The sequence below is a fragment of the Ramlibacter sp. bp-362 genome (assembly GCF_054956735.1).
In genome coordinates this window covers 1-11,945 of sequence record NZ_JBUDXE010000025.1, presented here as the reverse complement: position 1 = coordinate 11,945, position 11,945 = coordinate 1, and the positions used below count along the sequence as shown (strand labels likewise).

Genomic DNA, 11,945 nt, shown 5'->3' with positions numbered 1-11,945 from the left:
TGCGCAGGACGGAGTATGACGGCGGCCGTGCGGCCGCGGCACGGGCTTCCTTCAGTGGCGGCGCGGGTTGTTCGGCCGGGCGTCCTGCCGGTTCGGCACGCCGTCGTTGTCGCGGTCGCGGTCGGCTCGGTTGGGGATGCCGTCGTTGTCGCGATCGTTGTCCACCCGGTTGGGGATGCCGTCACGGTCGCGGTCGTGCAGGCGCCGGTTGGCGATGGGATACGACGGGTACGCGCTGTAGTAGTCCGGATAGCTGGAGTAGAAGCCGATCGAGGACTGCGGATAGCCGCCGTAGCCGTAGCCGTACGGATCGCCGTAGGTGGCGCAGCCCGCCAGCGCGGCGCACGCGGCGAGGGGAAGGAGGAGCGCTCTCATGGTGGTCTCCCGAAAAGAAGATGGCTCCTGCCCAGTATTCGCCCGGCCTTGCAGGTCCGCGCCCGCCCCGTTGCCGCTTCACACGTAGGACACGGCCGCGTGGACGGGTGTCAGCCGGATTGCCTATAGTCCGCGCATGATCTTCGTCATGCGCCTGACTCCCCGCGCGGTACGGCTGCTGGCCGCGGCCGCCGCTTTCGCACTGACCAGCCTGGCAGCGGCCCAGACGGTGCAGGAGCACGTCCACGGCCACGGGCACCAGGTCATGCCCTTCGACCTCGGCAAGACCGTGCACGTGTTCCGAATGACGGAGGACGGCGGCACGCAGAAGGTCCTGGTGCGCGGCGACGCGCCGCAGCCCCGGCAGGTCCGCCTCATCCAGGAGCACCTGCGCAAGGAGGCGGATGCGTTCCGCAAGGGCGACTTCGCCGATCCGGCGCACTTGCATGGCCCGGGCATGCCGGGGCTGCGGGAGATGCAGGATGGCGCGGCGCGCATGCAGATCACCTACCGCGACTTGCCGGACGGCGCGGAGATCCGCTTCCGTGCGCCCGACATCCAGCTCGTCACCGCCGTCCACCGGTGGTTCGGCGCGCAGCTGTCGGAGCACGGAGCGGATGCGCGGGCGGAGTAGCGCGGGCACTTGCGGGTGCGGGAGCCCTGGGTCCCCGCCTGCGCGGGGATGATGAAGGGTCAAGGAATCGCCTGCTCCAGCACCTGCGCCACGTGCAGCGCCGTGCGGCCGGTGCCCTGCGCGATCTGTTCGCGGCAGCTGTAGCCGTCCGCGATGATCAGGCGGCCCGGGTCGCTGCGGCGCACCGCCGGCAGCAGCACGCGTTCGCCGCAGGCCTGCGCCACTTCGTACTTCTCCGCCTCGAAGCCGAAGGAGCCGGCCATGCCGCAGCAGCCGGTGTCGGGCAGGTCGACTTCCAGCCCCAGGCGGTCGCGCAGCAGGGAGAGCTCGCCGTCGAAGCCCAGCACCGTCTTGTGGTGGCAGTGGCCGTGCACCAGCGCCGGCACGTGCAGCGGCGCGAATTCCGCGGACGCGGCTTCCTGCTGCAGGAAGTCCGCCAGCAGCACGCTCTGCATCCGCAGCCGCTTCGCCTGCTCGTGCCGCGGCAGCATCATGGGCAGTTCCTCCTTGAACACCGACAGGCAGGCCGGCTCCAGCACCACCAGCGGCGTGCCGCGCTGCAGGTCGGGCCCCAGCACGTCCAGCACGCGCTGCAGGTAGGCGCGCGCGGCGTCCAGCAGCCCGAACTCGTAGAGCGGCCGGCCGCAGCACGCGCGCGTGGGCGGCAGGCGCACCGAGTAGCCGGCATGGCGCAGCACGCGCACGGCCGCATGCGCGGCTTCCGGGTGCAGGTGGTTGTTGAAGGTGTCCGGCCACAGCAGCACCTCGCGCGCGTTCGCGGGATTGCCCTCGGCGCGGAAGCCGCGAACGAACGAGGTGGGCGCCACCAGCGGCAACTGCCGCTGCGGCGCGATGCCCACCATCCGCTTCGCCAGCGCCGACAGCGCGGGCGAGCGCGCGCCCCAGCGCGCCAGCCCCGGCGCGTGCGCCGCCCAGCGCAGCCAGCGGTCCACGTAGCCGAAGGCATACGCCGCCGGCGGGCGCGCGTGGTCCTGGTACCAGTGCCACAGGAACTCCGCCTTGTAGCTGGCCATGTCCACCTTCACCGGGCATTCCTTCTTGCAGCCCTTGCACGACAGGCACAGGTCCAGCGCTTCCTTCACGGCCGGCTCGTTCCAGCCGCCATGCAGGACGCCGTCGGCGCGCTCGCCATTGAGCATCTCGAACAGCAGGTGGGCACGCCCGCGCGTGGAGTGCATCTCCTCGCCCGTGGCCTTGTAGCTGGGGCACATGGTGCCGTCCTTCTTGCGGCATTCGCCGACGCCCACGCAGCGCAGGACGGTGCGCGCGAAGTCGCCGCGGTCGGCGACGAAGTGCATCACGGCTTCCACCGGCTTGGGCTGGTAGGCCGTGCCCAGCCGCAGGTTCTCGTCGGGCCGGTAGGGATGAACGACCTTGCCCGGGTTCATGCGGCCGTCCGGGTCCCAGATCGCCTTGAACTCCTCGAAGGCGCGGCACAGGTCCTCGCCGAACATCAGGGGCAGCAGCTCCGCCTTGCTCTGGCCGTCGCCGTGCTCGCCCGACACCGATCCGCCCAGGCTCACGGCCAGCTGCGCCGCCTCGTGCAGGAAGCGGCGGAACTTGGCGATGCCGTCGGCCGTCTCCAGGTCGAAGTCGATGCGCGTGTGCACGCAGCCCTGGCCGAAGTGGCCGTACAGGTCGCAGCCGTAGTCGTAGCGGTCGAACAGCGCGCGCAGCTTGCGCAGGTACTCGCCCAGCTTCTCCGGCGGCACCGAGGAATCCTCCCAGCCTTCCCAGGTGATGGGCTGGCCGGGCACGTGCGCCGTCGCGCCGAGGCCGGACTCGCGCACCTTCCAGATGCCCTGCTCCGCCTGCGGGTCGTCCAGCAGCTTCATGCTGGGCGCGCGCCGCTCGTGCTTCAGCCGCTCCATCAGGCGATGCGCCTTCGCGTCGGCTTCCTGCTTGCTCGCGCCGCCGAACTCCACCAGCAGCCAGCCCGCGCCTTCGGGCAGCTGCTTCACCTCGTCGGGATGGATGTGCGAGCGCGTGATGTCGGAGACGAGCTTGTCGTCCATGCCTTCCAGCGCGATGGGGCCGGCTTCCATCACCTGCGGGATGTGGTCGCCGGCCTCGTACACGCTCTCGTAGCCCAGCACCAGCAGCGAGCGGCAGGGCGGATCCGGCAGCAGCCGCAGCGTCGCCTCCAGGATCACCACGCAGGTGCCTTCGCTGCCCACCAGCGCGCGGGCGAGGTCGAAGCCCTGCTCCGGCAGCAGCGCCGGCAGGTTGTAGCCGGAGACGCGGCGCGGGATCGGCGGGTAGCGTTCCCGGATCGCATCGGCGTGCCGGTCCACCAGCGCCTTCAGGCGCACGGCGATGTCCGCGCGGCGGTCGCCGGCCTCGCGCCATTCGCGGAAGCCCGCCTCGCCCAGCCGCCCGACCGAAAGCCGCAGGCCGTCGTAGGTCAGCACCTCCAGCGCGATCACGTTGTCCACGGTCTCGCCGCCCATGACGGAGTGCGGCCCGCAGGAGTTGTTGCCCAGCATGCCGCCCAGGGTGTTGTGCGTGTGCGTGGCGGGGTCGGGCGCGAAGGTCAGGCCGTGGACGCCGGCCGCATCGCGCAGGCGGTCCAGCACCACGCCCGGCTGCACGCGCGCCGTTCGCGCCTGCGGATCGATCTCCAGCACGCGGTTCATGTACTTCGTGAAGTCCAGGACGACGGCGACGTTGCACGTCTGCCCGCACAGCCCCGTGCCGCCCCCGCGCGGGAGCACCGGCGCGCCGAACTTGCGGCACGCCGCGACCGTGGCCACGACGTCCTCGGCGTCGAGCGGGAGCACCACGCCCAGCGGCACCTGGCGGTAGTTGGACGCGTCGGCGGCGTACAGCGCGCGGCTGCCGGCGTCGAAGCGCACCTCGCCGCGCACGTGCGCGCGCAGTTCGGCCTCGAGGCTGCCGAGGTCCAGTTCGGGAGACGCGGCGCCGGGCGGGATCACAGCGCGTACTCCTTCGCGTCCGCGTCCTTGAAGGCCAGCCCCAGGCCGGGGCGCGTCGCGTCGGGGCGCAGGAGCCCGCGCTTCGGCTCGGGCGCGCCGTCGAACAGCATGCGCTCGATGCGCACGTGGTCGTGGAACCATTCCATGTGCACGGCCGTCGCCGCGCAGCAGCAGGCCGCCACGTGCAGCGCGGGCGCGCAGTGGCTGGAGAGCGGCAGGCCGTGCGCCTGGCACAGGGCCGCGGCCGCCATGAAGCCGGTGAGGCCGCCGCAGCGCGTCGCATCGGCCTGCAGGACGTCGACCGCGCCGGCCTCGGCCAGCCGGCGGAAGTGCAGCAGGTCGAAGCCGTACTCGCCGGCGGCGATGTCCATTCCGGCCGGTCCGCGGTCGCGCAGCAGGCGCAGGCCTTCCAGGTCGTCGGAGCTCACGGGCTCCTCGAACCAGCGCACCTCGTGCTGCGCGAACGCCTGCGCCATCGCGAGCGCCTCCTTGGGCGTGAGCGCGCCGTTGGCGTCCACGAACAGCTGCACGCCCGGGCCGATCGCGTCGCGCGCGACCTGCACGCGGTGCGGGTCGCGCGCCGGGTCGCGCCCCACCTTCATCTTCACGCGGTCCAGGCCCTCGCGCGCCCACCCGCCCAGCTGCTCCTGCAGCTGTTCATCGGTGTAGCTGGTGAAGCCGCCGCTGCCGTACACCGGGATCGCCTCGCGGGCCGCGCCACCCAGCAGGTGCACTACGGGCTGGTCCAGCAGCTTGCCCTTCAGGTCCCACAGCGCCGCGTCGACGGCGGAGATCGCGAGCCCCGCGATGCCGCGCCGCCCGATGTTGCGCACGGCCTGCCGCATGCGCACGAACAACGCCATCGTCATCAGCGCATCCATGCCCTGCAGGACGGGCGCGAGCGACTCGCGCACGACCTCGGCGGCCGCCGCGCTGGCATAGCTGTAGCCCACCCCCTCCCGGCCACCGGCGCGCACGCGCACCAGCACCAGCGTGGTGGCGTTCCATTCGAAGGTGCCGTCGGATTCGGGCGCGTCGGTCGGGATGCGGTAGCAGGCGGCGTCGACGCCGGCCACCGGGGCGGTGCTGTCGCTGGCCATGGCGGGACCTCAGCGGTCGCGCCGGCCGGCGAAGATCCCGTCCCACCACTCCTTGGCCGTGGCGATGATGGTCTGCACCGATTGCGGGTCGCCGTGCAGGATGGCGCGCGTGTACGCCTTCACCTGCTTGCTGCTCACGTGCGGCGGCAGCGGCGGCACGTTCGGGTCGGTCACCACTTCCAGCAGCGCCGGGCGGTCGGCGTGCAGCACCTCGTCGAGCGCGGAGGCGAGGCGCCCCGGATCGTCCACCCGCAGCCCCTTGAGCCCCAGCGAGCGCGCGTAGTCCGCGTACGGGAACGCGGGCAGCACCTGCGAGGTCTCGAACTTCGGGTCGCCCGACATGACGCGCTGCTCCCACGTCACCATGTTCAGGTCGCTGTTGTTCAGGACGACCACCACCAGCCGCGGGTCGGCCCACTTGCGCCAGCGGTGCGCGATCGTCACCAGGCCGTTGATGCCGATCATCTGCATGGCGCCGTCGCCCGACAGCGCGATCACCACGCGATCGGGATAGGCGATCTTCGCCGAGAGCGCATAGGGCACCGAAGGCCCCATGGTCGCCAGCCCGCCCGAGAGCGAGGCCATCATGCCGCGCCGGATCTTCAGGTCGCGCGCGTACCAGGTCGCCGCCGAACCGGAATCGCAGGTCAGGATGCAGTCGTCCGGCAGGCGCGGGCACAGTTCCCAGAACAGGCGCTGCGGGTTGATCGGGTTCGCGTCGTTCATGGCGCGGGCCTGCAGCACCTGCCACCACTTGCGCACCTGCGCCTCGAGGTCCTCGCGCCAGGCGCGCTCGTCCTTGCGTTCCAGCAGCGGGATGAGCGCGCGCAGGGTCTCGCGGCTGTCGCCCACCAGGTTGATCTCCATGGGATAGCGCAGCGCGAGCTTGCGGCCGTCGCGGTCGATCTGCACGCCGCGCGCCTGGCCTTCGGCCGGCAGGAACTCCGAGTACGGGAAGCTGGAGCCCACCATCAGCAGCGTGTCGCACTGGCTCATCATCTGCCAGCTCGGTTGCGTGCCGAGCAGGCCGATGGAGCCGGTGACGAAGGGCAGGTCGTCGGGCACGGCGGCCTTGCCCAGCAAGGCCTTGGCCACGCCGGCGCCGAGCAGCTCCGCCGTCTCCACGATCTCGTCGGTCGCATGCAGCGCGCCGGCGCCGACCAGCATCGCGACCTTCTTGCCGGCGTTGAGCACCTCGGCCGCCGCGCACAGGTCGGGCTCGGCCGGCACGATGCGCTTCGCGGTCATGCCGATGCCGCTGTGGATGGTGCTGTGCTCGCGCGGCGGCTTCTCGACCGCTTCGAGCTCCTGCAGGTCGTGCGGCACGATGATGCACGTCACGGTGCGCTGGTCGCGCGCGATGCGCATCGCGCGATCCACCAGGTGCCGGATCTGCGCGGGTACCATGGCCTGGTGCACGTATTCGTGGGCCACGTCCTTGAACAGGCTCAGCAAGTCGACTTCCTGCTGGTAGTCGCCGCCGATGGCCGAGCGCGCCGCCTGCCCCACGATCGCCAGCACCGGCTGGTGGTCGGCCTTCGCGTCGTACAGCCCGTTGAGCAGGTGGATCGCGCCAGGGCCGGAGGTCGCCATGCAGACGCCGACCTCGCCCGTGAACTTCGCATGCGCCGTCGCCATGAAGGCGGCCAGCTCTTCGTGGCGCGCCTGGATGAACTCCATGCGGTCGCCGATGCGCTCGAAGGCGCCCATCAATCCGTTGATGCCATCGCCGGGATAGCCGAAGACGCGCCGCACGCCCCAGGCATGCAGCCGCTCGAGCAGCTGGTCGCTGGTCGTCTTGCTCATGTTGGTCCTTCTTCTGCGTCCGTCGGAGAACGCCGGCGGTTGCAGCCAGTGTGGCCCTGCGACCGGCGTCCGGATGTAGGATTTCACTGAAAGCATTTGCACCAAATACATTGGGCCCGCCGGCTCATCGGGAGAGATCGCATGCAGCACCGCTCCGTCGTGGCAACGCTCGTTGCCGTCCTGCTGGGGCTCTCCGGGCTCGCGCTGCTGGCGGGCGGCGTGTGGCTGGCCGGCCTGGGCGGCTCCTGGTACTACCTGCTCGCGGGCGCGGCCCTGCTGCTGGATGCGTGGTGGCTCTGGCGCGGACGGCGCGGCGCATTGCTGCTGTTCGCCGCGATCGTCGCGGCCACGCTGTGCTGGGCCCTGTGGGAGTCGGGACTCGACTGGTGGCCGCTCGCCGCGCGCATGGACGTGCTGTTCATCCTGGGGCTCCTGTTGCTGCTGCCCGGCGTCGCGCGGCACGTGGGCGCAGGATCCGGTGGCGGCCGCCTCGCGATCGCGGTGGTGCTGGCCGCGTTCGCGGCCGTGTCGGTGGCGAGCTGGCTGCGCGATCCGCACGACCTCCCCGGCACGCTGGCCGCGAGCACGGGCGCGACGGCACCGGGAGGCATGGCCGCGGCGGACTGGACGGCCTACGGCGGCACGGCCTTCGGCCAGCGCTACTCGTCGCTGCGGCAGGTCACGCCCGACAACGTGGACAAGCTCGAGGTGGCATGGCACTACCAGACCGGCGACTTCCGCGGCCAGCCCGGCGACCCGGTGGAGACGACCTTCGAGGTGACGCCGCTGAAGATCGGCAACCGCCTGTTCCTCTGCACGCCGCACCAGAACGTGGTGGCGCTCGATGCGACGACCGGCCGCGAGCTCTGGCGCTTCGACCCGAAGATCCGCGACCAGCTGGCGCTGCAGCACCTCACGTGCCGCGGGCTCAGCTGGCAGCCGCCGAAGCCGGGCGTTCCGCCCACGCCGGGACAGTGCGCCGGCAAGCTGTTCATGCCGACCTCGGACGGGCGCCTGATCGCGCTGAACCCCGAGGACGGGAAGGTCTGCACCAGCTTCGGCGGAGGCAGCGGGCAGATCAACCTGTGGGAAGGCATGCCCAACGTGCGGCCCGGTGCCTACTACTCCACCTCGCCTGTCGTGGTGACGCAGAAGCTGGTGATCGTCGGCGGCACGGTGCTGGACAACGTGTCGGTGCAGGAGCAGTCGGGCGTGATCCGTGCCTACGACAACGAGACGGGGCAGCTGGTTTGGAACTGGGACTCCGGCAACCCCGCGCAGACCGCGCCCCTGCCGCCGGGGCAGAAGTACACGCCCAACTCGCCGAACAGCTGGAGCATCTCCTCGGCCGACGAGGCCTTGGGCCTGGTGTACGTGCCGCTGGGCAACCAGCCGCCGGACCAGTGGGGCGCGCAGCGCAGCCCCGCGGTGGAGAAGTACTCGTCGGCCATCGTGGCGCTGGACCTCGCCACCGGCCAGGTGCGCTGGGCCTTCCAGACCGTGCACCACGACCTGTGGGACTACGACGTTCCGGCGCAGCCGAGCCTGCTGGACTTGCGCGTGGGCACGGCCAGCATCCCGGTGCTGGTGCAGCCGACCAAGCAGGGCGAGGTGTTCGTGCTCGATCGCCGCACCGGCCAGCCCGTGCTGAACGTGACGGAGGAGCGCGCGCCCCAGGGCGCCGTGCAGCCGGACCACACCGCGCCCACGCAGCCGCGTTCCGCTCTCTCCTTCGACCCGGTGCCGCTCACAGGCGCGCACATGTGGGGCGCGACCCCGTTCGACCAGCTCTGGTGCCGCATCGCCTTCCACCGCCTGCGCTACGAGGGCCGCTACACGCCGCCCTCGCTGCAGGGCACGCTGGTGTATCCGGGCAACTTCGGCGTGTTCAACTGGGGCGGGATCGCCGTGGACCCGGTGAACGGCTGGGCGTTCACGACGCCGACCTACCTCGCGTTCGTCTCCAAGCTCGTGCCGCGCCCCGACGCCACGGCACTGGTGGTGAACAAGGAGAAGCCCGAGGGCGCGCTGCCGGCACTGAACGAGAACTTCGGGGCGCCTTACGCGGTGGAACTGCATCCGTTCACGTCCCCGCTGGGCATTCCCTGCCAGCAGCCGCCCTGGGGCTACGTGGCGGGCGCGGACCTCGCCACGGGCCACGTTGCCTGGCGGCACCGCAACGGGACGGTGCGCGACCTCGCGCCGGTGCCGCTGCCCTTCCGCATGGGGGTGCCCAATCTCGGCGGGCCGCTGGTGACCGCAGGCGGCGTCGCGTTCCTGTCAGGCACGCTGGACTACTACGTGCGCGGCTACGACATGCGCACGGGCGAGGAACTGTGGCGCGCCCGCCTGCCCGCGGGCGGGCAGGCGACGCCGATGACGTACGAGGGCAGCGACGGGCGCCAGTACCTGCTGGTGGCGGCGGGCGGGCACGGGTCGCTCGGGACGAAGGCGGGCGACGACGTCATTGCGTACGCGCTGCCTCGGTAAAGAGCTGGGGTTCGCTGCGCTCACCGCCAGCCTACGAAGACACGGAGTTTCGTAGGCTGGCGGTGAGCCTTCAGGCGAACCCCAGCGCTCTCAGAGCTCGCACCCCACCATCATTCCCAGCCGCGCGCACTGGATCCCGTTCGGATCCAGCACCACCGTCCGGTCCTGCACCATCGTCGCGCTGCCCGCGCCCAGCGTGCGCGTGTCGCCGTTGAACGCGGTCTGGTCGTACGCATTGACCATCGCCGATTGCGTTTCCACCAGCGCGCGGTTGGCGGCCGCGATCGCGTCGTTGCGTTCCTCGCTGGCGGGCTGGCGGGCCATCGCGTGGATCGAGTCGCGCAGCGAGTCGGCCGCCCGCATCAGCGCCTGCACGGAAGGGGCGTAGCCCGGATGCGCGGGTTGCACGGTCACCGTCGCGGCCGCGACCGGCGCGGGCGTGGTGATCACGGTGACGTTGGCGTGGGCGGCGCCGGCCGCGAAGCCGATCAGGACCGCCGCGATGTTGAAGAACTTGCTGGACATGGCTCATCCTTTCGTGGTTGGTGGAGGCCGCGGCCACGCGCCTGCCGGCGGCCGCGCCCGTTCCCCGAGGATGCGCCGACGGCGGGAAATGTATTTCCGCAAATGTAAATCGCCGCTGCCGGAGCGGTCCGACAGCCGGGGTCACCGGTGCAACTCATCCGTGCGATTTCCTGGACAAGCCGGGCACGGGATGGTTAGCATCTTCGACTGACCATGGCAGATGCCGCCGTTCCCTGGCCCGACCCGGAAGTCAGGCCGCCCGAATACCGCGTCCCGCGCGGGCGCAGCGGCGTCGGTGCGCAATCCGCGCTGGACACCCTGCTGCAGGACCTCGAACGCATCCGGCGAGCGAAGGAAGCGTACGGCGACCTCCCGCTCCACGGCCCCGTCCCCCAGTTCAGGTTCTAGCCGGCAGGCTCAGCCGAACCGCACCGCCAGCAGCTCGGGGATCACGGCCTCGATCCCGCGGCCGACGCCGCCGGTGCCGACCAGCCCGCACACCGCCTCGATGTCGCGGGCCAGGCTGCGGTCCTGCATCATCGCCGGGGACACGCTGCGCACCAGGCGCAGCACGTTCTCCAGCGCGGGCGCGGTGCGCAGCGGGCGCAGGAACTCGATGCCCTGCGCCGCCGCGAGCAGCTCGATGGCGACGATGTGCGAGGTGTTGCGCAGCATGGGCCGCAGCCGGCGCGCCGCGAAGGTCGCCATGCTCACGTGGTCCTCCTGGTTGGCGGAGGTCGGCAGGCTGTCGACGCTGGCCGGGTGGGCGAGCGACTTGTTCTCGGACGCGAGGGCCGCGGCCGTGACGTGCACGATCATGAAGCCGGAGTTGAGCCCCGGCTCGGGCGCCAGGAAGGGCGGCAGCCGCGACACCACGGTGTCGACCAGCATCGCGACGCGGCGCTCGGAGATCGCGCCGATCTCCGCGATGGCGACGGCCAGCACGTCCGCGGCCAGGGCCACGGGCTCGGCGTGGAAGTTGCCGCCGGAGACGAGCTCGCCCTGCTCCGCGAACACCAGCGGGTTGTCCGTGACCGCGTTCGCCTCGCGCACCAGCACCTGCGCGGCGCAACGCATCTGGTCGAGGCAGGCGCCCATCACCTGCGGCTGGCAGCGCAGGCAGTACGGGTCCTGCACGCGATCGTCGCCCTCGAGGTGGGAGCGGCGGATCTCGCTGCCCACCAGCAGCGCGCGGTAGGCGGCGGCGCAGGCCACCTGGCCCGGCTGGCCGCGCACGGCATGGATGCGGGGATCGAAGGGACCGTCGCTGCCGCGCGCCGCGTCCAGCGTGAGCGCGCCGGTGATCACGGCGGCCTCGAACAGGCGCTCGGCCGCCAGCAGCGCGTCGAGCGCCAGGGCCGTGGACACCTGCGTTCCGTTGATCAGCGCGAGACCTTCCTTGGGCCCCAGCTGCAGCGGCGCGAGCCCCGCGCGCTGCAGCGCCTCGCCGCCGGGCAGGCGCTCGCCCTGGTAGAAGGCTTCACCTTCGCCGATCAGGGGCAGGCACAGGTGGGCCAGCGGCGCGAGGTCGCCGGAGGCGCCGACCGAGCCCTGGCAGGGGATCACCGGCAGCACGCCGCGGTTGTGCAGCGCCAGCAGGCCGTCGACGACTTCCTCGCGCACGCCGGAGTAGCCGCGCGCCAGGCTCGCCGCCTTCAGCAGCAGGACCAGTCGCACCACGCCTTCGGGCAGCGGCTCGCCGACACCCACGGCGTGCGAGCGCAGGAGCTTCAGCTGCAGCAGCGCGAGATGGTCATGGGCGATGCGCTGCGTCGCCAGCTTGCCGAACCCGGTGTTGACGCCGTAGACGGGCTGCTCGCCCGCCGTCGCGCGCCGCACGACCTCGGCGCTGGCGCGGATGCCGGGGCGGCACGCCGGGTCCAGCGAGACGGCAAGGATCTCCGGGGATTCCCAGAGGCGGCGCAGCTGCGCGAGGGTGAGGGCGCCGGGGTGGAGGGTGGTGTCGTGGCTCATTCGTTGTGGGCGGTGGGGTTCGCTGCGCTCACCGCCACCCTACGAGATCCGGGGAGGGGATGGTGGGGTTCGCTGCGCTCACCG

Annotated in this window: 9 protein-coding genes; 3 read left to right on the top strand and 6 right to left on the bottom strand. The window is 71.7% G+C overall.

Annotation, left to right across the window (positions count from 1 at the left end; genetic code table 11):
* Positions 1-51: 51 nt before the first annotated feature.
* Entirely contained in the window at positions 52-375 is a 324-nt protein-coding gene (locus tag ACY0MJ_RS21445; protein ID WP_462640592.1) for a thrombospondin type 3 repeat-containing protein, read from the bottom strand.
* 148 nt (positions 376-523) lie between these two features.
* Here ACY0MJ_RS21445 and ACY0MJ_RS21440 point away from each other — a divergent pair, with 148 nt between their 5' ends.
* Positions 524-1,009: an aspartate carbamoyltransferase gene (locus ACY0MJ_RS21440; RefSeq protein ID WP_462640591.1), complete on the top strand. Its 486-nt coding sequence runs from the start codon at positions 524-526 to the stop codon at positions 1,007-1,009.
* A gap of 59 nt (positions 1,010-1,068) precedes the next feature.
* On the opposite strand, the gene ACY0MJ_RS21435 is transcribed toward ACY0MJ_RS21440, so the two are convergent.
* From ACY0MJ_RS21435 to ACY0MJ_RS21425, 3 genes are read right to left on the bottom strand one after another with little or no spacing between them, the layout of a single operon-like run.
* Positions 1,069-3,966 carry an FAD-binding and (Fe-S)-binding domain-containing protein gene (locus ACY0MJ_RS21435; protein WP_462640590.1) on the bottom strand — a complete coding sequence of 966 codons (2,898 nt, stop codon included), beginning with the start codon at positions 3,964-3,966 and terminating at the stop codon, positions 1,069-1,071.
* Positions 3,963-5,066 carry an enolase C-terminal domain-like protein gene (locus ACY0MJ_RS21430; RefSeq protein ID WP_462640589.1) on the bottom strand — a complete coding sequence of 368 codons (1,104 nt, stop codon included), beginning with the start codon at positions 5,064-5,066 and terminating at the stop codon, positions 3,963-3,965. Before ACY0MJ_RS21430 ends, ACY0MJ_RS21435 begins: the two co-directional genes overlap by 4 nt.
* A gap of 9 nt (positions 5,067-5,075) precedes the next feature.
* Positions 5,076-6,872 (bottom strand): thiamine pyrophosphate-requiring protein, encoded by a 1,797-nt coding sequence (locus tag ACY0MJ_RS21425; protein ID WP_462640587.1) that lies wholly within the window; start codon positions 6,870-6,872, stop codon positions 5,076-5,078.
* A gap of 141 nt (positions 6,873-7,013) precedes the next feature.
* On the opposite strand from ACY0MJ_RS21425, the gene ACY0MJ_RS21420 reads away from it, so the two are divergent.
* On the top strand, positions 7,014-9,362 hold the full coding sequence (locus ACY0MJ_RS21420) for a membrane-bound PQQ-dependent dehydrogenase, glucose/quinate/shikimate family (protein ID WP_462640586.1): 2,349 nt from the start codon (positions 7,014-7,016) through the stop codon (positions 9,360-9,362).
* A gap of 90 nt (positions 9,363-9,452) precedes the next feature.
* Here the strand turns inward: ACY0MJ_RS21420 and ACY0MJ_RS21415 are convergent, their stop codons facing one another.
* On the bottom strand, positions 9,453-9,887 hold the full coding sequence (locus tag ACY0MJ_RS21415) for a hypothetical protein (RefSeq protein WP_462640585.1): 435 nt from the start codon (positions 9,885-9,887) through the stop codon (positions 9,453-9,455).
* 213 nt (positions 9,888-10,100) lie between these two features.
* Here ACY0MJ_RS21415 and ACY0MJ_RS21410 point away from each other — a divergent pair, with 213 nt between their 5' ends.
* Positions 10,101-10,295 carry a hypothetical protein gene (locus ACY0MJ_RS21410; protein WP_462640584.1) on the top strand — a complete coding sequence of 65 codons (195 nt, stop codon included), beginning with the start codon at positions 10,101-10,103 and terminating at the stop codon, positions 10,293-10,295.
* Between the two features lie 9 nt (positions 10,296-10,304).
* Here the strand turns inward: ACY0MJ_RS21410 and hutH are convergent, their stop codons facing one another.
* The gene (gene hutH / locus ACY0MJ_RS21405; protein WP_462640583.1) at positions 10,305-11,861 is read right to left on the bottom strand and encodes a histidine ammonia-lyase; all 1,557 of its coding nucleotides are present in this window, start codon (positions 11,859-11,861) and stop codon (positions 10,305-10,307) included.
* Positions 11,862-11,945 lie beyond the last annotated feature (84 nt).